Source organism: Rhodococcoides kroppenstedtii (assembly GCF_900111805.1).
GTDB lineage: Bacteria > Actinomycetota > Actinomycetes > Mycobacteriales > Mycobacteriaceae > Rhodococcoides > Rhodococcoides kroppenstedtii.
The window spans coordinates 63,106-84,224 of record NZ_FOJN01000004.1 but is presented as its reverse complement, the minus strand read 5'-3'; the positions used below and the strand labels follow the sequence as shown (position 1 = coordinate 84,224).

Below are 21,119 nucleotides of genomic sequence, written 5' to 3'. Positions count from 1 at the left end.
ATGACACGATCGTTACTGTCCCTCGCCGCGGTCGCCCTGGTGATCTGCGGCGCCGCAGCGTGTTCCGCGACGGACGACGATCGGCCCACCGTCGTCGTCTCCACCAACATCCTCGGCGACGTGGTCGAGAGCGTCGTCGGCGACGAGGCGCGCGTGGTCACCCTCATGAAGCCGAACGCCGACCCGCACTCGTTCGAGATCTCGGCGCAGGACGGTGCCCTGCTGCGGTCCGCCGATCTGGTCGTCTCCAACGGTCTGGGACTCGAGGAAGGTCTCCAACAGCACCTCGACGCGGCTGCGGCAGAACGAGTTCCGACCTTCGTCGCCGGCGATGCCGTCGACGTCCTCGACTACCGGGACGGCGACGCGGCGGGAACGCCGGACTCGCACTTCTGGACCGACCCGACGCGGATGATCGACGTGGTCACCGCGCTGGAACCCGCGCTCTCCGGCCTGGACGGGGTCGACCCCGACAGGATCGCCGCGCAGACCGCCGAGTACACCGCGCGCCTGACCGAGCTCGACCGCACGATGGCAACGACGTTCGACGCCATTCCGCGCGATCGCCGAGCCCTCGTGACCAACCACCACGTGTTCGGCTACCTTGCGGACCGCTACGACTTCGACGTCGTCGGCACCGTGATCCCCGGCGGGACCACCCTCGCCGCACCGTCGGCGTCCGACCTGTCCGACCTGGTCGACGCACTCGAACGCACCGGAGTCCCGGCCGTGTTCGCCGAATCCTCCGCACCGGACCGACTCGTTCGAGCCCTGGCCGACGAGGCCGACCTCGAGGTGCGCGTCGTCGAGCTCTTCTCGGAATCCCTCACCGAACCCGGCGGCGGCGCCCCCGACTACCCGACCATGATGCGCGCCAACGCCGATCGCATCGCCGACGGACTCACACCCTGACCGGAAACACCCACACAGAAATGGATCACTGCATGCGCACCAACGCCGTTCGACGCTCGACCACCGCGGTCGTCGCCCTCGCCGCCGCCGCCGTCGCTCTGACGGCCTGCTCCGCCGACACCTCGACCACGTCGGACGCCTCGACCGCGCCCGACGGTGCCGCCGCCGAGCCCGGACCCCGCGTCGTCGTGTCCTACGCGGGCGGGCTCCGCGTCCTCGACGCCGAGACACTCGCCGACGTCGCCGACTTCACGTCCGAGGACTACACCCGCCTGAACGCCGCCGGCGACGGGCGTCACGTCATGGTCACCACCAGTGCCGGATTCCAGGTGCTCGACACCGCGGCGGGCACGGCGGACACCCCGGAACTCACCGACACCGTGTTCCCCGCCGAGAAGCCGGGCCACGTGGTCCACCACGCCGGGCGCACCGTGCTCTACGCCGACGGCACCAGCGACACCACCATCCTCGACACCGCCGCTCTGGGTACGACCGACGGCATGCCCGAGACGGAGACCGTCCCCGGCACGGAGGCTCATCACGGCGTCTCCGTGGTCCTGTCCGACGGCGCTCTGCTGACTACCGTCGGAAACGCCAACGGGCGCACCGGTATCGAAGCCCGGTCCGAGAACGGGGACGTCGTTGCCTCGAGCGACCGCTGCCCGGGCATCCACGGCGAGGGCACAGCGCAGGACGAACGGGTCGTGTTCGGGTGCGAGAACGGCGCCCTGGTCTACGACGGGGGCGAGATCACCAAGCTCGACGCACCGGACCAGCCGTACGGCCGGATGGGCAACGCGTACGTGAGCGAGACCAGCCCCCTCGTCGTCGGCGACTACAAGGACGACCCCGACGCGGAAGGTCTGCTGCTGGACCGGGTGACCGTCGTCGACACCGAGGCCAAGACGCTCGACGTGGTCGACCTCCCCGCCGGAGTCGAGTACACCTGGCGCGGCGTCACCCGCGGCCCGAACGATCTGGCCTACCTGATCGGCACCGACGGCGCGGTCCACGTCTTCGACCCGACCACCCGCACGGTCACGGCGTCCTACCCGGTCATCGGACAGTGGGACGGACCCGCTCGGTACCAGGACGCGCACCCGGGGATCTCCGTGATGGGCGACACCGCGTACGTCACCGAGCCCGCCACGAACACCGTGCACGCCCTCGATCTGACGACCGGCGACGTCGTCGCCACCGCGACCCTGGACGTCACGCCCAACGAGTTCGTCGCCGTCGCCGGCTGACGACGGTTATCGACGGAACCCGCCCTCGGAGTCGATGACCTGCCCGGTGATCCACGCGGCGTCGTCGGTGCAGAGCCAGGCGATCAACCGGGCGGCGTCGTCGGGTGATCCGATGCGCCCCGTCGGAAAGCGCGCCGCTACTGCGGCGCGGTCGGCCGGGGACAGGTACCCGGTGTCGGTGGGGCCGGGGTTGACGGTGTTGACCCGGATTCCGGCGTCGGCCAGCTGGTCGGCGACGGTCATCGTCACCCCGGCCAGCGCCGCTTTGGCCGCGGCGTAGGCGATCTCACCGGGCATCGGGCCGAGGTGTTGGCCGGAGGTGAGGAAGACGATCGATCCGGGACGGCCCGGGACGTGGCGAGCCGAGAAGCCCTGGGCCAGCAGGATCGACGTGCGCGCGTTCACCGCGAAATGTCGGTCCAGATCGCCGGCGGTCAGGGCGCCGAGGGGTCCGTCGGAGCCGGACAGGGCCTGATTGCAAACGAGGACGTCGACCGCGCCGAATTCCGCTGCGGCGCGGTCGACGATCGCCTCGGGCGCACCGGGGTCCGTGAGATCGCCGGACACCTCCATCACGCGAGCGCCCGCCACCAGTCGGGAGCGCACGCTGTCCACGACCGCCGAGACGTCGTCGCCGCCCCAGGGTTGCTCCGCGTCGTGCGGCGAGTGGTGATGGCACACCACGTTCGCCCCGAATGCCGCGAGCCGACAGGCGACGGCGTGGCCGATCCCCACCCGCCGGCTCACCCCGGTGACCACGGCGGTGCGGCCGAGCAAGGGGTACGGATCGCACACACTCACGCCGGCCAGTACACCAGACCGCGCGCGTTACGCCACACGATCGGCGCGGAGTCCGCGGATTCGCGGATCGGCGCCCGATCGTGTGGCAGAACTCGCGGCGACTCCTACGCCCCGATCCGCTCTCCCGTCTCGGTATGGAACACGTGCGCCGAACCCTCGCGCTTGCGCAGCGTCACGGTCTCACCGATCCGCGCCGGGGCCCGCTGCGGGGACCGCGCGACGATGGTGGCCGAGGTGCCGTCGATCGCGCGGATCTCCCGGTCGGGGAAGCTCGCGTAGAGGTAGCTCTCGTTGCCCAGCTCTTCCACCAGGTCCACTTGCACCAGCAGGCCGTCGTCTTCCGCGCTGCCGATCTCGAGCTGCTCCGGCCGCAGGCCCAGGGTCACCTCGTCGAGGCCCGCCGCCGCGATGGCGGTCAGCTGATCACGCTCGAGCGCCACCAGACGCTCGCCCACCCGGACCCCGCCGGACGCGACGGGCACCGTGAACAGGTTCATGGCGGGTGAGCCGATGAAGCCGGCCACGAACGCGTTCACCGGGTGGTCGTAGAGCTCGGTCGGCGAGGCGAACTGTTGCAGGCGGCCGTCTTTGAGGATTGCCACGCGATCACCCATCGTCATGGCCTCGACCTGGTCGTGCGTGACGTACACCGTGGTGGTGCCGAGGCGACGCTGCAGAGCGGCGATCTGCGTGCGGGTCTGCACGCGGAGCTTGGCGTCGAGGTTCGACAACGGCTCGTCCATGCAGAACACCTGCGGCTCGCGCACGATCGCGCGGCCCATGGCGACACGCTGACGCTGACCACCGGAGAGCTTGCCGGGCTTGCGGTCCAGGTACTCGGTGAGGTCGAGCAGCTTCGCCGCTTCCTGCACCTTGCGGTTCCGCTCCTCGAGCCCGACGCCGCGCATCTTGAGCGCGAACCCCATGTTCTCCCCGACGGTCTTGTTCGGGTAGAGCGCGTAGTTCTGGAACACCATCGCGATGTCGCGGTCCTTGGACGGCACGCCGACCATGTTCTTCCCACCGATCTCGATGGCACCGCCGTCGATCTCCTCGAGGCCGGCGAGCATGCGCAGCGCGGTGGACTTCCCGGACCCCGACGGTCCCACCAGAACGACGAATTCGCCGTCCTGGATGTCGAGATCGAGCGAGTCGACGGCGAGCTTGTCGGCGCCCTCGTAGATGCAGGACGCGTTCTTGTACGAGATTGCAGCCATGATCGTTTCTCCTACTTGATGGCGCCGAAGGACAGGCCGCGCACGAGCTTGTTCTGCGCGAACCATCCGGCGAGGACGACGGGGAGGGCTGCGAACGTCGCAGCGGCGGAGAGCTGGGCCCAGTAGAGGCCCTGACCGGTGATGAAGCCGACCAGATAGACCGGAATGGTCTGCGCCTGAACGGCGGTGAGGTTCACGGCGAAGAAGAACTCGTTCCAGGAGAAGATCACGCAGATCAGCGACGTCGCCGCGATCCCGGGCGAGACCAGCGGCAGGATGACCTCCCGCACCGACGTCCACAGCGAGGCGCCGTCCATGCTCGCGGCCTCGAGCAACTCGCTCGGCACCTCGAGGAAGAACGAGCGCATCATCCACACCGCGATCGGCAGATTCATCGCCGTGTAGAGAACGATCAGCGCCCAGATGTTGTCGAGCAGACCGATGTCGCCGACGATCACGTACAGCGGCACGATCGCCGCCACGACGGGAAGCATCTTGGTCGAGATGAAGAAGAACAGCACGTCCTGCGTCTTCTTCACCGGGCGCAGCGACAGTGCGAACGCGGCCGGAACCCCCAGCAGCAGAACGAGAAGCGTCGAGACCACGGTGGCGAACGCCGAGTTCGCGAGGGTGGTACCGATCCCGCTCTCGAGCACCCCGCGGTACTGATCGAGGGTGGGCGTGAAGAAGATCTTGGGGGTGGAGGTGTAGGCGTCCGCCTCCTGCTTGAACCCGGTGATCACCATCCACAGCACCGGGAAGAAGAAGACGATGCCGGCGATCCAGGCGACGAGGGACCAGACCGAACCCGGTCCCCACGACCGCTTCCGGGACACCGGGGCGGTCGTGCTCGGGGCAGTCCGGTCGGTGCCCCGCTCGGTGGTGGTGCTCATCAGGCCGCCTCCTCTTTCCCGCTGAAGCTCGTGAAGATCAGTCGCAGCGCCAGGGTGCTGACGACGATGGTGGCCACCACGGTGACGACGCCCATGGCCGCCGCCTGTCCGATGTCGAAGCCGAGGAACGCGCGCTGGTAGATGTAGAACGGCAGGTTCGACGACGCGACTCCCGGGCCACCGGAGGTCATCATGTAGACGGCGTCAAAGGTGTTGATGAGGTAGATCGCACCGAGGACCGCTCCGAGCTCGATGAAGCGCCGCAGGTGCGGCAACGTCAGCTCGCGGAACAGGGCGATCGGCCCGGCACCGTCCACGCGCGCGGCCTCCGCGATGTCCTTCGGCATCGACTGCAGGCCCGCGAGGATCAGCAGCATCATGAAGGGAGTCCACTGCCAGACCAGGTTGGTCATGACGGCGGCGAGCGGGAACCGCGAGACCCAGTCGATCTGACCCACCCTGAACGGGCTGAGGACGAAGTTGATCAGGCCGAAGACCGGGTCGAACATGGTGGTCTTCCAGATCAGCGCGCCGGCGACCGGGGTGACGAGGAACGGGGTGATGAGCAGGGTGCGAATCAGGCTGCGTCCGATGAACTTCCGGTCGAGCAGCAGCGCGAGCGCCAGGCCCAGCACCACCGAGATGAGCACCGTGCCCACGATCATGATCACGGTGTTGAACGCGACCGTCCGGAACTGGCTGTCGCGGAACACGTCGACGTAGTTGTTCAGACCGTTGAACTCCCGCGATCCGGGGCGCACCAAGTTCCACGACTGCGTCGAGTAGTAGAGCGTGAACAGGAACGGGATCTGCGTGACGACGATCGCGAACACCATGGCGGGCAGCAGGGGCCCGCGGCGGCGCCACCCCTCCGCCTTCGAGATCACGCGTTCGCGGGGAACGACGGTGGCGTCGGACCTCGCCGAGCCGACATCGGTCGTGGTCATCACTGATCCTCCTGGTACGTCTTGCCGACCACCTCGGCGTACTGCTGCGCTTGCGCGAGCGCGTCCTGGACGCTGATCTGTCCTGCCACGGCGGCGCTGATCTGTTGGCTGACCCGCGTGCCGAGATCCTGGAACTCGGGAATCGTGAGGAACTGGACTCCGGTGTACGGCACCGGGTCCACGGTCGGATCCAGAGGATCGGCGCCGTTGATCGAGTCCAGCGTCACCTGCCCGAACGCGGCCGATGCCTCCTGGTACTCCGGAATCTCGTAGGTGGACAACCGACTTCCGGGCGGCACGCGTTCCCACCCGAGTTCGGTGCCGACCTTCTGCAGGTACTCCTTGTTCGTCATCCACGAGACGAACTTCCAGGCGTCGTCCGGGTTCTCCGACGTCGTCGGGATGCCGAGCGACCACGAGTACAGCCACCCGTTGTCGCCCTTGACCGCCGACGGCGCCTTCGCGTAGCCGATCTTGCCGACGACGGTGCTCGACGTCGGGTCCTCGAGAACCGACACCGCGGAGGTGGCGTCGTACCACATGGCCGTGTTGCCCTGAGCGAGTTGCGTTCCGCACTCGCTGAACCCGCTCGTCGCCGCGCCGGCCTGCCCGTGCTCCCGCACCAGATCGACGTAGAACTGCACGGCCTGCTCGACCTCCGGACTGTCGAGTTGCGCGTTCCAGTTCTCGTCGTACCAGCGGCCGCCGAATGCGTTGATCACGGTGTTCAACGGAGCGAGCACCTCGCCCCACCCGGGCTTGCCGCGCAGGCAGATTCCCGACACGCCCGGGCGGTCGAGCGCCGCGGCGCCCTCCGCGACCTGGTCCCAGGTGGGCTCGGCCGGCATGGTGATGCCCGCTTCCTCGACGAGGTCCTTGCGGTACATGAGGAACGAGGACTCGCCGTAGAACGGAACCGAGTACATGCTGCCCTCGTACGACAACGACTCCTTGAGCGACGGGATGAAGTCGTCCTCGTCGTACCCCGGCGTGGCCTGCGCGTAGTCGGACAGGTTGGTGAGCCACCCGTTCTCGGCCCACTGCGGCGTCTCGTAGTTGCTGATCATGACCACGTCGAATTCACCGCCGCCCGTGGCCACCGACGCCGTGATCTTCGCGCGGGCCTCGTTCTCGGACAGGGACACGAACTTCAGGTTCACACCGGGGTTCGCGGCCTCGAACTCCGGCGCGAGCGAGATCGCGTCGGACATCTGCGAGTTCGAGACGATGGCCACGGTGATGGTCGTGCCGCCACCGTCACCACCGAACGATCCCGCGCCCGCGCAGCCGCTCGCCGTCAGCACGGTGGCTGCGGCGAGGGCGACGAGTGGGACGAATCGTGATGTCACGTCGGTACTACCTCGATTCCTTCGTGGGGGTGCTGCCGGGCTCGTCGAGAAGGTCGAGAGCACAGGCGATATCGGTCACCAGGACGGTGGCCAGACGGCCGCGCAGAGCGGCCCGGACCGCAGCGTGCTTCCGCGCGCCGCCGGAGATGAGCAGAGTGGTGGCGCAGTTCCGAATGTCGTCCAGCGGGACCGAGACGGTGCGCTCGGCCAGCGATCCGCCGACGTCCCTGCCGTCGGCGTCGAAGAACCGCCCGCCGATCTCGCCGACCGCGCCGAGGCGGTCGAGTTCGACCAGCAGATCGGCGTCGAGGAAGCTTCCCTCGAACAGCGTCGTCGAGGTCGAGACCGGGCCGAGCCCGAAGAACATGAGATCCGCGGTCCGGCCCGCGTCGAGAGCCCGGGACATCAGCGAGTCCTGCTGCAGCGCGACGACGGTCGCCGGGTCGGCGTAGAGCGGGGCGTTCAGGCGCATCGGCGTCGCCTGCAGCTGGTCGGCACACCGTGCGAGCACGAAGTCGACGCCGGTCTGGTAATCCGCCGTGCTCATGGACCCGTCCAGCTGCACCACCCGGGCGCACCGGGTGCCGCGGCCCTGCAGTGCCTGCGCCACCGCGACGGTCTCCGGCCCCCAGGTGAAGCCCAGAGTGTGCGCGGGCTGCAGACGCCGGGTGAGCACACCCGCGGCGGCGCGTCCCACCGCGTCGTACCGACCGCCGGCGTCGTCGATGCTCGACGTGACCACCATCGCCTCGTCGAGGCCGTACCGCTCCTCGAGTCGGCGTTCGAGATCGGTGTGCACCGATCCACTGATCTCCTCGGGCACGTGGATCTCGATGCGCACCAACCCGTTCGCCCGGGCGCGGGCGACCAGCCGACCCGCCGTGGGGCGGGAGACGCCCAGTTTGGCGGCGATCTCGGCCTGGGTCGCGCCCTCGACGTGGTACATCGTCGCCGCACGCAGCGCCAGCCTCAGCTCGTCGCTGCCACTCGGCGTCGTCACGATGTCGCTCCCGGCTCTTAAGGTGAGCATCTGCTCACCTGGTGTTCATCTGCTCACTTAAGCTAGCATTCAGGTGTGATCCACACAACAGTCGAGTCCATGCGTGCCGCAGTTCTCACGGAACCGGGACGCCTCGAGACGCAGACGCGGCCGATACCGACCCCCGCGGGCGGCGACGTCCTGATCCGCGTGGCGTCCGTCGGGGTCTGCGGATCGGACGCGCATTACTACCGGGAAGGCCGCATCGGGGACTTCGTCGTCGACGCCCCGCTCGTCCTCGGTCACGAGGCATCGGGCGTGATCGTCGGCGTCGGCGACGGCGTCTCCCCCGAGCGCGTCGGATCGCGGGTGTCCATCGAGCCGCAGCGGCCCGATCCCCACAGCCGCGAGACCCGGTCGGGCCACTACAACCTGTGTCCCCACATGGAGTTCTACGCGACCCCGCCGGTGGACGGAGCCCTCTGCGAGTACGTGACCATCGGATCGGAGTTCGCGCACGACGTTCCGGACTCGGTGTCCGACGACGCCGCGGCCTTGTTCGAACCTCTCTCCGTGGCCGTCGCGACTGCCCGCAAGGCCGGGATCACCGGCGGCTCGCGGGTGTTGATCGCCGGCGCCGGCCCCGTGGGGCTGCTCACCGCGCAGGTCGCCCGGGCCTACGGCGCCACGGAGATCGTCGTGTCGGACGTCTCGGCCACCCGACGCGCCGGAGCGGCCCGGTACGGAGCCACCCGTGTGATCGACCCCGCCGCCGAATCCGTGCACGACCTCGACGTCGACGCCTTCGTCGACGCGTCCGGGGCACCCCGCGCCGTGCAGGACGGGCTGCGCGCCGTGCGCCCCGCGGGCACGGTGGTGCTCGTGGGGATGGGCGGCGACGAATACCCGATTCCGGTGTCGGTGATTCAGAATCGCGAGCTCTGGGTCACCGGGGTCTTCCGCTACGCGAACACCTGGCCCACCGCCCTCGAGCTGGTCCGCACCGGCCGCGTCGACCTCGACGGCATGGTCACCGGCCGCTTCGACCTCGATCACGTCGAGGACGCACTGAACCACGACCGCACCGACGGCGCCGTCAAGGCCGTCGTCACCGTGACCCCCAGTCAGGAGACCCTCTCGTGAAGCTGTCCGCCGCCTCCCTCGACCGGCTCCCCGACGACGTCGACGTACCCCGGTACGACCGGTCCGCGATCACCACCGGCATCGTGCACTTCGGCGTCGGCGGCTTCCACCGTGCTCACCAGGCGATGTACGTGGATCGGTTGCTGCGCAGCGACTTCGAGTCCGCGTCGCGGTGGGGCATCTGCGGCGTGGGTGTGCTGCCGGGCGATCGCCGCATGAAGGACGTCATGGACGCCCAGGACTGCCTCTACACCCTGGCGCTGCGGCACGCCGACGGATCGTGGGACACCTCCGTGATCGGGTCGATCGTCGAGTACCTCTTCGCGCCGGACGATCCCGAGGCGGTGGTCGAGAAACTCGCTCACCCCGACACCCGCATCGTCTCCCTCACCGTGACCGAGGGCGGGTACAACTTCTCCGCCACCACGGGCGAGTTCGATGCCGAGAACTCCCTGATCCGAGCCGATCTGGCGGCGGGTGCCGTACCGAGCACCACCTTCGGGCTCGTCTGCGAGGCCCTGGCCCGCCGCAAGGAGCGCGGTCTCGCGCCGTTCACGATCATGTCGTGCGACAACATCGAGGGGAACGGACACATCGCTCGGTCGACCTTCACCGCGTTCGCTCGACTGAAGGATCCCGCACTGGCGCAGTGGATCACGGACCACGCGCAGTTCCCCAACTCGATGGTGGACCGCATCACCCCCGTCACCACGCCCGACGTCGTCGACGAGCTCGCCACGCGGTACGACCTCGAGGACGCCTGGCCCGTCGCCGCGGAACCGTTCACCCAGTGGGCGCTGGAAGACTCGTTCACCCTCGGGCGGCCGGCCTTCGAGGACGCCGGTGTGCAAGTGGTCGACGACGTCACCCCGTACGAGCTGATGAAGCTGCGGCTGCTCAACGCGAGCCATCAGGCCCTCTGCTACGTCGGCTACCTCAGCGGATACCGACTGGTCCACGACGTCACACAGGACCCGCTGTTCGCTCGATTCCTGTTGCGCTACATGGACGAGGAGGCCACGCCCACCCTGCAGCCGGTGCCCGGGATCGATCTCGCGGACTACAAGCGAACGCTGATCGAGCGCTTCTCCAACCCCGAGATCCGGGACACCGTGGCGCGCCTCTGTGCCGAGTCGTCCGACCGGATTCCGAAGTGGCTGGTCCCCGTGGTGCGCGCCAACCTCGACGCCGGCGGTCCAGTGGCGCTGTCCGCGGCGGTGATCGCCAGTTGGGCGCGCTACGCCGAAGGGGTCGACGAGCAGGGGGAGCCCATCGACATCGTCGACCGGCTGAAGGACTCGCTGGTGCCGGTGGCGCGATCGCAGCACGAGGACCCGCTCGCGTTCGTCCGCAACCGGGACCTGTTCGGCGACCTGGTCGACGACGAGCGCTTCACCACCGCGTACCTCGATGCGCTGGGCGGATTCCACAGCCGCGGAGCGCGAGCCGTCGTCGAGGAGCTGGTGGGCCGACCTGCTCGCGCCTGATCGACCCGCTCGCGCTCAGAGGCGCGGAAGCAGCTGTGCGAAGGCCAGTTCCGCCGCCCCGATGACCGAGATGCGACGGCCGAGACCGGACACGTGCAGGGCCACGCCCCGCTGGCGGCCGACCAGGCAGTCGTTCACCGCGGCGCGGACGTGGTCCATCACCGACGGCACCCCGAGCACGTCCGCGAAGAGGCCGCCGAACACGACGGCGCGAGGATCGACCATCGTCACGATGGTGCACACCCCGGTGGCGAGATCCTCGACGTACGCGTCGGGGAGCGTCCCGCGGCGAGCGGCGATGTCGGCGATGGCCCGCGCGAGCGCGGCGGGACGCGCCGGCCCCGCCAGTCCGAGCGCGTCGCGCAACGCTTCCTGACCGACGGAGAGTTCCCAGCACCCGTCGCTGCCGCAGCTGCAGCGCCGCCCCCGGCGGGTCGCCCGCATGTGCCCGACCTCGCCGGCGTACCCACCGGACCCACCCAGCAGCGTTCCCGCGCTGAGGATCCCGGCGCCGACACCGAACTCGGCGAACAGGTAGACGACGTCGTCGACGCCGCGCGCGCAGCCGCGGGTGTGCTCGGCGACGACACCGAGGTCGGATTCGTTGGCCACGACGCAGGCGAGGCCGACCGCGTCACCGACCGACTGCCCCAGCGGCACGTCGCGCCACCCCAGGTTGGGGGCGACCCGCACCGAACCGTCGGCGGACCGCACCAGTCCCGGCACCGCGACGCTCACCGCCCGCGGCGACGTCCCGACGCGAGCAGTGAGGTCGGCGGTCGCCGCAACGATGCGCTCGACGAGTTCCTCGGGCGACCGGCCGGCACCCCTCTCGTGCTCGACCTCGGCGAGAGTGGTACCGCCCCAGCCGATCGCGGAGAAGGTGACCCAGTCGACCGCCGCGTCCACCGAGAGGACCCACGCGGCGGAGGCGACGGGATCGACGACGAGCGACGGGCGTCCCGCACCACCCCCGCTGGAGGGGTGTTCGGTGACCAGCCCGTCCGCGACGAGGTCGTCGACGAGGGACTTGACCGTGCTGCGGTTGAGGGAAAGGTCCTCGGCGAGTTCCGCCCTCGTCCGTGCGCCACCGAGGTGGACGGCACGGACGAGGGCGGAGCGAGTGGATCGATCTCTCACCGAGCGATCGGCGCGCGGCGCCGGGACAGCGCGTCGACACTGGCGGCGAGCAGGAGCACCAGACCGGTGACGATCGACACCACGGCGGCCGACTGACCCTGCAGGCGCAGGCCGTTGTCGATCACCGCGATCACCGCCGCACCGATCACCGCGTCGCGCACGCGGCCGCGACCGCCGAACAGCGAGGTGCCACCGATGACGGCCGCACCCACCGCGAACAGCAACGTGTTGCCGCCGCCCGCCTGCGGATCCACCGACCCGACCTTCGACGCGGCGACGATGGCCCCGAGCGCCGCGATGGTGGAGCTGACGACGAACACGCTCATCCGGATCCGACGGACGTCGATACCCGCACGCCGCGAGGCCTCGGCGTTGCCGCCGACCGCGTAGACGTGCCGGCCGTACGACGTGCGGTCGAGCACGAACGTCGCGAGCACGAGCACCGCCAGGACGATGGGCACCACGTACGGGATGCCCGCGATCGACAGCACCGCCGGGTTGGGGCTGCGGTTCACCGTCATCGCCCACGTCGCCAGAGCCGCGAAGATCGCCAGGGCACCGATCTTCACCAGGATGAGTGCCGTCGGCGGTGCCGTGAGGCCCTTCCGCAGCCGAGTGCGCTGGCGGCCGAGGTTGATCGCCGCGAACCCGCCGACCACCACCACGAACAGCACCCAGCTCGCCCACACCGGCAGCGACCGGTTGGCCACGGCGAACAGCACCGGGTTGTCCGAGATGCCGAGCGTGCCGCCCTCGCCGATCAACTGCAGGACCACGCCGCCCCACGCGAGGAACAGCGCGAGGGTGACCACGAAGGACGGGATGCCGACCCGCGACACCAGGAATCCGGTGAGGCAGCCGATGGACGCGCCGACGCAGATCGCGAGGACGATCTCGATCCAAGGGTTCGCCGGGACCCCCAGCACCGCGATCAGCAGAGCGATCGCCGCGGGCACGATGGCCACCCACAGGCGGGTGAGGCCGGCGAGCACCCCGGCGAGCACGAGCACGAGGCAGAAGGTGTAGAACACCCCGGTTCCCATGCCGCCGAGCAGGTTTCCGCCCTCGGTGTAGTGCAGGGCGAGCACCGCCGCCGCCACCCCGGATCCCGTGCCGGCCGACAGATCGATCTCGCCCAGCAGCAGCACGAACACCAGACCCATGCCGATCAACGCGGTCGCGGCACCCTGGGTGAGCAGGTTGGCGACGTTGTTCAGCGTGAGGAACTGCTCGGACAACGAGGAGAACACCACGATCAGCACGACCAGGCCGGCGAGAGCCGGCAGAGCGCCCAATTCGCCGCCGCGCAGACGCGCGACGTAGTCCTGCCCGGCCTGCCCGAGCGAGCGACGCTCGGTGTCCATCGAGAAATCCGAGCGCGCCCGGTCCTGTTCCGGTGCGGCGGTCATATCGTCACCGCCTTCGCCTCGGCCGACGGCAGTCCGATGTCGCCGCTCCGACCGGTGGTGATCAGTTCCACGATCTGCGGAACCTTCACGTCCGCCGTGCGGACCTGAGCCGCCATGCGGCCCAGGAAGAGCGCCGCGACGGAGTCCGACACCTCCACCACGTCGTTCATGTTGTGGCTGATGAGCAGGACGCCGACACCCGAATCCGCCAGTCGCCGAACCAGATCGAGCACCTGGCGGGTCTGGGCGACGCCGAGGGCCGCGGTGGGCTCGTCGAGCAGCACCACCTTCGACTCCCACAGCACGGACTTCGCGATCGCGACGGTCTGGCGCTGTCCGCCGGACAGCGCCGCCACCGGGGTCCGCACCGACTTCACGGTGCGGACCGACAGCGACGCGAGCGTGTCGCGCGCCGCCTGCTCCATCGAGGCCTCGTCGAGCAGTCCCTTGGCCGTGCGTTCGCGGCCGAGGAACATGTTCTGGACGATGTCGAGGTTGTCGCAGAGCGCGAGGTCCTGGTAGACCACCTCGATTCCGAGCGCCGCGGCGTCCTTCGGGCTGGACACCGACACGGGCTCGCCGCCGAAGCGGACCTCGCCCGAGTCGGTGCCATGGATGCCGGCAATGCACTTCACCAGCGTCGACTTGCCCGCACCGTTGTCACCGACCAGGGCGGTGACCTCGCCCGCGCGGACCGTCAGGTCCACGTCGTGCAGCACGTGCACGGGGCCGAAACTCTTGTTGATCTCCCGCAGTTCGAGCACCGGGGGAGCCTGGGCGGTGTCCGCCATGCCGGTCAGGAGATGCCCGCGTCGGCGCACGCCTGTGCGACGTCGCCGGTGCACAGCGCGTCGGCCGTGACGGCCCCGCCGTCGACGGCGACCTTCACGTTGTCGCGCGTGATGGTGACCGGATCGAGCAGGACCGACTTCACCTGACGATTGCCCTCGGGGTCCTCCGACGTGGCCGTCGCCTTGGCGTCGGCCGCGGCGGTGTCGCCGTTGGCCAGATCGATGGCCAGTTCGGCCGCGGCCGCCGCTTCCTTCGCGACGTCCTTGAACACGGTCATGCACTGATCGCCGCGCAAGACGGCGCGCAGGCCGTCCTCGGTCGCGTCCTGCCCGGTGACGGGCACGGTGCCGTTCAGACCGTTCTTCTGCAGCACGGTGATCACGGCGCCGGCCAGACCGTCGTTGGCGGCAAGGACGCCGTCGACGCGGCCGCCGTTGGCGGTCAGCAACTGCTCGAAGGTGGTGGCACCGACCTGGTTGTCCCACTCGGGGATGGCCTGGTCACCGGCCAGCCGGAACTCGCCGGAGTCGTACTTCGGCTGCAGCACCTCGAGCGCACCGGCCTTGAACAGCGTCGCGTTGTTGTCCGTCGGGGACCCGTTGATCTGGATGATCTGGGCGCCCGGCTTCGCGCCGACGCAGTCGACCAGGCCCTGACCCTGCAGGTTGCCGACGGTGGTGCTGTCGAAGGAGACGTAGTAGTCGGCCGAGCCGCCCAGTGTCAGGCGGTCGTAGTCGATGGTGGCGACGCCGGCCTCGGTGGCCTTCTTCTGCACGGCCGCACCGGATTCCGACGACAGGTTGCTCATCAGGATCACCTTGGCGCCCTGACTGATCATCGAGTCGGCGATCGACGAGAACTTGGTGGTGTCGCCCTCGGCGTTCTGGATGATCGGGTCGAGACCCGCGTCGCTGAGAGCCTTCTGCAGGAGCGGACGGTCCTGGGACTCGTACCGCGCGGAGGACTTGGTGTCGGGAAGGATGACCCCGACCTTGGTGCCGCCGTTGTTCGATCCGCCGCTGTCTCCGCTGCCGGTGTCGCCGCCGCTGGAGTTGCTGCCGCACGCCGTCAGTGCCATGACGAGGCCGACGCCCGCCGCGGTGAGGGCGAGCTTGGTGTTCTGCATCGATCGTCCCTTCGGTTGTATGTTGCGGAGCACAACATATTCCTCCGGGTGTGATCCAGGCAATAGAGCCCCTCTGACGTGGCCCGAGTCACATACCGTCGGTCAGGTCCCGCACCTCGGCGTAGCGCTCCCGCACCGCCGGAACGGGGTCGGCCTCGTACCGGGGCACGTCCGCCGAGACCCATTCGGGCGGTTCCGCCGCGCCCGAGCGCACCCAGGCGGCCTGGCGCGCGGCTCCGTCCGCCACGTACTCGCCGGGTGCCGGGACGTCGACGGGCAGACCGAAGACCGCGGGCGCGAGCCGGCGAACGGCCTCGGACTTCGCCCCGCCACCGACGAGCAGGACGCGCGACACCGTCGCTCCCTGCGCGCGCAGATGGTCGATACCGTCGGCGAGACTGCACAACAACCCGTCGACGGCCGCGCGGGCCAGGTGCGCCGGGGTCGAATTGCCCAGTCGCAGGCCGTGAATCGCACCCGTCGCCTCCGGCCGGTTCGGCGTCCGCTCCCCTTCGAGGTACGGCACCATGACCAGCCCCTCGCTGTCGGTCGACAGCGCGAGCCGCGAGAGTTCGTCGTGATCGACCCCGAGCAACCGTGCCGTCGCGTCGAGCACCCGTGCCGCGTTCAGCGTGCACACCAGGGGCAGTTGGCGGCCGGTGGCGTCGGCGAAACCCGCCACCAGTCCCGACGGGTCGCGCGGAGCCACCGTGGTCACGGCCGAGACCACGCCGGACGTCCCGATGGACACCACCAGATCTCCCTCGCCCGCACCCAGAGCCAGTGCGGCAGCGGCGTTGTCCCCCGTCCCGGGTCCGATCACCGCCCCACCCGGCGTCGTCCCGATCGATGCCGACGGGGCCGCCACCGTGGGCAGGTGGGGGGCACGTCCCCGGAACGCCAGTTCCAGCAGATCCCGGCGATACTCGTCGGTGGCGGCCGAGAAGTACCCCGTGCCGCTGGCATCGCCCCGGTCGGTGGCCAGGGCCGCGAGACCGTGATCGACGCCGAGTCGCCAGGACAACCAGTCGTGCGGAAGGCACACCGCTGCAGTGCGATCGGCGCTCCGGGGCTCGTGATCGGCGAGCCACCGCAGTTTCGCCGCGGTGATCGCCGCCACCGGCACCACACCGACGGCGTCGGCCCACGCCCGGCCGCCCCCGAATTCCTCGACCAGGTCCCGAGCCGACCCCGCCGACCGAGTGTCGTTCCACAGCAACGCCGGACGCACCACCTCGCCGTCGGCGTCCAGGCACACCATGCCGTGCTGCTGCGCGCCGACGGACACCGCCTCGACACCGTCCGCCCCGCCCGCGTCCGCGAGTGCGACCTCGAGGGCCTCGAACCACCGCGCGGGGTCGATCTCCGTGCCGTCGGGATGGGGCGCGCGGCCCTGCCGCACCAACTCCCCGGAATCGGCATCGCGAACAACGACTTTGCAGGACTGGGTGGAGGAATCGACACCCATCACCAACGCCACGACTCGTCCTTTCCCGTACCGGTTCGAGTCACCGGTCCACGACCGAACCGCCTCCGGCCTTCCCGTGACAGACGACCGGCCTCCGGCCTTCCCGTGACAGGCGACCGGCCTCCGGCCTTCCCGGTCGAACGCTACCGTGGGACCGTGCCCGCCCACGACGAGTCCGGCGAAACGGACCGATTCCGACTCGACGTCATGAGTGCGGCGCTCGAACTCTTCGAAAGCCGAGGGTTCGACGCCACGACGGTCGATCAGATCGCGGACCGGGCCGGCATCTCGCGTCGGACCTTCTTCCGCCAGTTCCGGTCGAAGGACGACGTGGTGTTCGTCGACCACGACGTGACTCTGGCAGCGGTCCGAGACTTCCTGGCCCGCAGCGAACTCCCCCCGTACGACGCCGTGTGCGACGCCGCCGCGCAGGTGTACGAGCGCTTCGCCGGCACCCCCGACACCACGCGTCGTCGGTACCGCGTCGTGCAGGCCGTGCCCGCGCTCCGCGAGCGGGAACTGGTGATGGTGCTACGGTACGAGCAGGTCTTCGTCGGCACTCTCCGGGACCGCACGCCGGACGCCGATCCGTTGATCACCGTGCAGTTCGCCGCCGCGGTGACGGCCACGCACAACTATCTGCTGCGCCGGTGGCTCCGGGACGCGACGGCCGTCTCCGCGGCCGACGTCCGGGCCGCACTCGCCGCCGTCCGGACTCGCTTCGCCGCACCGTCGTCGTCGACCGGACCGACGGTGGCCATTCTGCCCCCCGGAGTCCGTCCGGACGACGTCACCGCCGTCCTGAGTCGACACTTCGGGACCGTCACCACCACCGAGTGACGTCGCCGATCGTGCGGGCCACCACCGGCGCGAGGGTCCGGACGTACGATGCCGATAGGTGATGAGAATCGTGGTAGATCAACACGTTTCCCTCCACGACCCGGCACCGGTCGGGGCCGCAGACCGCGTCGGAGAAGTCCACGGGTACCACGTTCGGGAACGGCGCCGACGCGGCCACCGCCGGATCGACCTCCGCGAGCACCTCCGACCGCGGCAGACCACAGGACTCGGCGTCGCCTCCGTCGGCGATGCAGTCCGCGGCGCGATAGGGGACACCGTCGACACTGAGCCACGGCGTGTCGCGAATGCCGATCACCGGCAGTCCGGCCGCCTCGAGACGCGCCCACACGTCGGTGTACGCGCTCGGGGTGATGTCGCCGAACTCGGTGGGCGAGGGCCGAGTCGACGTCGTGACCACCCAGTCCGGCCGTTCGGCGGCGAGTCGCGTCAGGACGTCCTCGGACCAGTCGCGGCAGTCCGGGTACGGATTGGCGTCCAGCAGCAGCGGTTCACCGATGTCCAGCGGGCAGCCCATCTTCAGGTAGGTCACCACGGCGACCCCGCGGGCGCGGCCGATCTCGTCGAGAGCCGGAAGCCAGTGCTCGGCGTGCGATCCGCCCGCCAACGCGAGGGTGCGATCGCCATTGGGGTCGCCGTAGGTGCACGTGACGACGTCCCGCTGGGTCATGTCGGCGATGCAGCCGTCGAGCGTGGACTGCGGAAGGTCCATCGCGGCGTCGAGAACGGACGGGCGCATGGGCGCATCGGGCACCGGGACGCCGTCCGTCAGTGCGAGGGCACCCGGGTACAGCCTCGGGTCGAGGTCCGACGCGGTCGGACCCGTCGTCCGCTGCAGGTAGCTCTGCCAGCCGCCCGCCGTGAGAGCCAGCACCAGAACGCCGACGATGACGGCACGGACGGCCGTCCGTGACCCGTCGGTGACCCGTCGCTCGACGACGTTCCGGGTGAGGACCGCGAGGCCCACCGACGCCGCGACGATCAGCGCCCCGGTCAGCGGGTTCACGGTCCCGCCGGCGTCGAGGACGGCGATGAGAATCGGCCAGTGCCACAGGTACAGCGGGTAGGCGATCGAGCCGAGGAACAGCAGGGGGCGGGAGCCGAGCAGCCGCGTGACCGTCGTCGGGGAGCCGGGATCGGTGCCGGCCAGGATCACGGCCAGCGCCGCGCCCACCGGGACCAGGGCCCACGGTCCGGGATAGTGCGCCGCGCCGTCGATCACGACCCCGCCGAAGCACACCACGAGGAACCCGGCGACGCCGAGCACGGCGCGCACTCGGTCGGCCATCACGATTCGCCCGATCAGGAGGCCGGCCAGTGCACCCACCCCGAGCTCCCAGAACCGGGCCGCCGTGTCGTAGTAGGCCCAGCCCTGCCGGACGGCACCGATCCGCGTCGCGTAGAGGAACGACGCCGCCGTGGCGAGCAGCAGCGAACCGACGAGGACGGGCCGCACCGCGTCCGGTCGGCCGACGCGACGGGCGATCGTCACGATCGCGGCGACGAGCAGGATCGCCACCGCGTAGTACTGCGCCTGCACCGACATCGACCACAGGTGCTGCAGTGGGCTCACGGACGCGTCCGCGGCGGCGTAGTCCGACGCGGTGGTGGCCAGTTCCCAGTTCTGAACCTGGGCCAGGGTCGTCAGGATCTGCCGCGTCGTCGCGTCCCACGTCGTGAACGGCAGGAGGATCGCGGTCCAGACGCCGACGGCGAGCAGCACCACCGCCATCGCGGGATACAACCGCCGGGCCGTGCGGCGGACGACGGCGCCCAGCGCACCGGCCTCTGCCCGCCGCAGCACCATCGTCGTGAAGAAGAAGCCGGACAGGACGAGGAACACGTCGACACCGCCGGAGACGCGCCCGAACCAGATGTGGAACACCACCACCAGCGCAATGGCGAGCCCACGCAAACCGTCGAGGTCGGTGCGGTGGACGGCGGTGCGGGCCACGGCGGGAGCGGTCGAGACCCGATCGACGTCGGAGGTCATGCACCCACCTCTCGCACGTTCGGTCTTCCGTCCCAGGATACCGATCGAGCCGACGTGGCATCGCGTGCCATCAGGGCCTGGTTCGATTCGGGCAGTCGCTGGTAAGATCGGCGTCAACCCTCGGCACCGAGTGCCACATCTGCGAAGGAGTTCCCATGGCCGGCAATCCCGACTTCGACCTGTTCCAGCTTCCCGACGAGCACAACGAGCTCCGCGAGGCCATCCGCTCGCTCTCCGAGAAGGAGATCGCGCCCTACGCGGCCGAGGTCGACGAGAACGAGCGCTTCCCGGAGGAGGCCCTGAAAGCCCTCAACGCCTCCGGCTTCAACGCCATCCACGTGCCCGACGAGTTCGGCGGCCAGGGAGCGGACTCCATCGCGGCCTGCATCGTGATCGAAGAGGTCGCCCGCGTCTGCGGCTCGTCCTCCCTCATTCCCGCCGTGAACAAGCTCGGCACCATGGGTCTGATCCTCAACGGCAGCGACGAGCTGAAGCAGAAGGTGCTGCCGTCCATCGCCGAGGGCGAGATGGCGTCCTACGGACTGTCCGAGCGCGAGGCCGGTTCCGACGCCGCGGGCATGAAGACCCGCGCGAAGGCCGACGGCGACGACTGGATCCTCAACGGCACCAAGGCCTGGATCACCAACGCCGGCAAGTCCAGCTGGTACACCGTCATGGCCGTGACCGACCCGGAGAAGAAGGCCAACGGCATCTCCGCCTTCATGGTCCACAAGGACGACGAGGGCTTCTCGGTCGGCGAGAAGGAGCGCAAGCTCGGCATCAAGGGCAGCCCCACCCGCGAGCTGTACTTCGAGAACTGCCGCATCCCCGGTGACCGCATCATCGGCGAGCCCGGCACGGGCTTCAAGACCGCGCTGGCCACGCTCGACCACACCCGCCCGACCATCGGTGCGCAAGCCGTCGGCATCGCCCAGGGCGCGCTCGACGCCGCCCTCGCGTACGTCAAGGAGCGCAAGCAGTTCGGCAAGCCGATCAGCTCGTTCCAGGGCGTCGAGTTCATGCTCGCCGACATGGCGATGGAGATCGAGGCGGCGCGCCTGATGGTGTACTCCTCCGCCGCTCGCGCCGAGCGCGGCGAGAAGAACCTCGGCTTCATCTCCTCGGCGTCGAAGTGCTTCGCCTCGGACGTCGCCATGAAGGTCACCACCGACGCCGTGCAGCTGTTCGGCGGCGCCGGCTACACCCGCGACTTCCCCGTCGAGCGGATGATGCGCGACGCGAAGATCACGCAGATCTACGAGGGCACCAACCAGATCCAGCGCGTCGTGATGTCGCGCGCGCTGCTGCGCTGACCCTCGTTCGTCGCCGATCCGGTGCAGTAATCGGTGTACAGCACC

The 21,119-nt window shown here is 69.6% G+C and carries 18 protein-coding genes; 6 read left to right on the top strand and 12 right to left on the bottom strand.

Annotation, left to right across the window (positions count from 1 at the left end):
• Both aztC and aztD read left to right on the top strand, forming a co-directional pair.
• A complete protein-coding gene (gene aztC / locus BMZ18_RS06070; protein WP_068360341.1) occupies positions 1-912 on the top strand; it encodes a zinc ABC transporter substrate-binding protein AztC in 912 nt (303 codons plus the stop codon).
• 32 nt (positions 913-944) lie between these two features.
• Complete coding sequence (gene aztD, locus BMZ18_RS06065; protein WP_068360433.1) at positions 945-2,159, top strand: zinc metallochaperone AztD; 1,215 nt, start codon at positions 945-947, stop codon at positions 2,157-2,159.
• Between the two features lie 6 nt (positions 2,160-2,165).
• On the opposite strand, the gene BMZ18_RS06060 is transcribed toward aztD, so the two are convergent.
• From BMZ18_RS06060 to BMZ18_RS06035, 6 genes are all read right to left on the bottom strand, one after another.
• Positions 2,166-2,960: an SDR family oxidoreductase gene (locus BMZ18_RS06060; RefSeq protein ID WP_244516436.1), complete on the bottom strand. Its 795-nt coding sequence runs from the start codon at positions 2,958-2,960 to the stop codon at positions 2,166-2,168.
• Positions 2,961-3,064: 104 nt separating this feature from the next.
• On the bottom strand, positions 3,065-4,177 hold the full coding sequence (locus BMZ18_RS06055; RefSeq protein WP_068360347.1) for an ABC transporter ATP-binding protein: 1,113 nt from the start codon (positions 4,175-4,177) through the stop codon (positions 3,065-3,067).
• Positions 4,178-4,188: 11 nt separating this feature from the next.
• Positions 4,189-5,070, bottom strand: a complete 882-nt coding sequence (locus tag BMZ18_RS06050) for a carbohydrate ABC transporter permease (protein WP_068360350.1) — start codon at positions 5,068-5,070, stop codon at positions 4,189-4,191.
• A complete protein-coding gene (locus tag BMZ18_RS06045) occupies positions 5,070-6,017 on the bottom strand; it encodes a carbohydrate ABC transporter permease (RefSeq protein ID WP_068360353.1) in 948 nt (315 codons plus the stop codon). The genes BMZ18_RS06050 and BMZ18_RS06045 overlap by 1 nt, the downstream gene beginning before the upstream one ends.
• Entirely contained in the window at positions 6,017-7,366 is a 1,350-nt protein-coding gene (locus BMZ18_RS06040) for an ABC transporter substrate-binding protein (protein ID WP_068360356.1), read from the bottom strand. Before BMZ18_RS06040 ends, BMZ18_RS06045 begins: the two co-directional genes overlap by 1 nt.
• Before the next feature lie 7 nt (positions 7,367-7,373).
• The gene (locus tag BMZ18_RS06035) at positions 7,374-8,396 is read right to left on the bottom strand and encodes a sugar-binding transcriptional regulator (RefSeq protein WP_068360359.1); all 1,023 of its coding nucleotides are present in this window, start codon (positions 8,394-8,396) and stop codon (positions 7,374-7,376) included.
• A 69-nt stretch (positions 8,397-8,465) separates the two neighbouring features.
• On the opposite strand from BMZ18_RS06035, the gene BMZ18_RS06030 reads away from it, so the two are divergent.
• Positions 8,466-9,488, top strand: coding sequence for an NAD(P)-dependent alcohol dehydrogenase (locus BMZ18_RS06030; RefSeq protein ID WP_068360362.1), 1,023 nt, complete (start codon positions 8,466-8,468; stop codon positions 9,486-9,488).
• On the top strand, positions 9,485-10,975 hold the full coding sequence (locus BMZ18_RS06025) for a mannitol dehydrogenase family protein (RefSeq protein WP_068360365.1): 1,491 nt from the start codon (positions 9,485-9,487) through the stop codon (positions 10,973-10,975). Before BMZ18_RS06030 ends, BMZ18_RS06025 begins: the two co-directional genes overlap by 4 nt.
• A 15-nt stretch (positions 10,976-10,990) precedes the next feature.
• Here BMZ18_RS06025 and BMZ18_RS06020 read toward each other — a convergent pair whose 3' ends face one another.
• From BMZ18_RS06020 to BMZ18_RS06000, 5 genes are all read right to left on the bottom strand, one after another.
• Positions 10,991-12,115: an ROK family protein gene (locus tag BMZ18_RS06020; RefSeq protein WP_068360368.1), complete on the bottom strand. Its 1,125-nt coding sequence runs from the start codon at positions 12,113-12,115 to the stop codon at positions 10,991-10,993.
• A complete protein-coding gene (locus tag BMZ18_RS06015) occupies positions 12,112-13,524 on the bottom strand; it encodes a sugar ABC transporter permease (RefSeq protein ID WP_068360371.1) in 1,413 nt (470 codons plus the stop codon). The genes BMZ18_RS06020 and BMZ18_RS06015 overlap by 4 nt, the downstream gene beginning before the upstream one ends.
• A complete protein-coding gene (locus tag BMZ18_RS06010; RefSeq protein WP_068360436.1) occupies positions 13,521-14,315 on the bottom strand; it encodes an ATP-binding cassette domain-containing protein in 795 nt (264 codons plus the stop codon). The genes BMZ18_RS06015 and BMZ18_RS06010 overlap by 4 nt, the downstream gene beginning before the upstream one ends.
• A gap of 5 nt (positions 14,316-14,320) precedes the next feature.
• On the bottom strand, positions 14,321-15,442 hold the full coding sequence (locus BMZ18_RS06005; RefSeq protein ID WP_068104713.1) for a sugar ABC transporter substrate-binding protein: 1,122 nt from the start codon (positions 15,440-15,442) through the stop codon (positions 14,321-14,323).
• An 88-nt stretch (positions 15,443-15,530) separates the two neighbouring features.
• Complete coding sequence (locus tag BMZ18_RS06000) at positions 15,531-16,922, bottom strand: xylulokinase (protein WP_068360374.1); 1,392 nt, start codon at positions 16,920-16,922, stop codon at positions 15,531-15,533.
• A gap of 144 nt (positions 16,923-17,066) precedes the next feature.
• On the opposite strand from BMZ18_RS06000, the gene BMZ18_RS05995 reads away from it, so the two are divergent.
• Positions 17,067-17,750 carry a TetR family transcriptional regulator gene (locus BMZ18_RS05995; RefSeq protein WP_068360439.1) on the top strand — a complete coding sequence of 228 codons (684 nt, stop codon included), beginning with the start codon at positions 17,067-17,069 and terminating at the stop codon, positions 17,748-17,750.
• Here BMZ18_RS05995 and BMZ18_RS05990 read toward each other — a convergent pair.
• On the bottom strand, positions 17,734-19,761 hold the full coding sequence (locus BMZ18_RS05990; RefSeq protein WP_074922036.1) for an acyltransferase family protein: 2,028 nt from the start codon (positions 19,759-19,761) through the stop codon (positions 17,734-17,736). The two genes, BMZ18_RS05995 and BMZ18_RS05990, sit on opposite strands and share 17 nt — an antisense overlap.
• A 155-nt stretch (positions 19,762-19,916) precedes the next feature.
• On the opposite strand from BMZ18_RS05990, the gene BMZ18_RS05985 reads away from it, so the two are divergent.
• The gene (locus tag BMZ18_RS05985) at positions 19,917-21,074 is read left to right on the top strand and encodes an acyl-CoA dehydrogenase (RefSeq protein WP_068104705.1); all 1,158 of its coding nucleotides are present in this window, start codon (positions 19,917-19,919) and stop codon (positions 21,072-21,074) included.
• Positions 21,075-21,119: the final 45 nt, after the last annotated feature.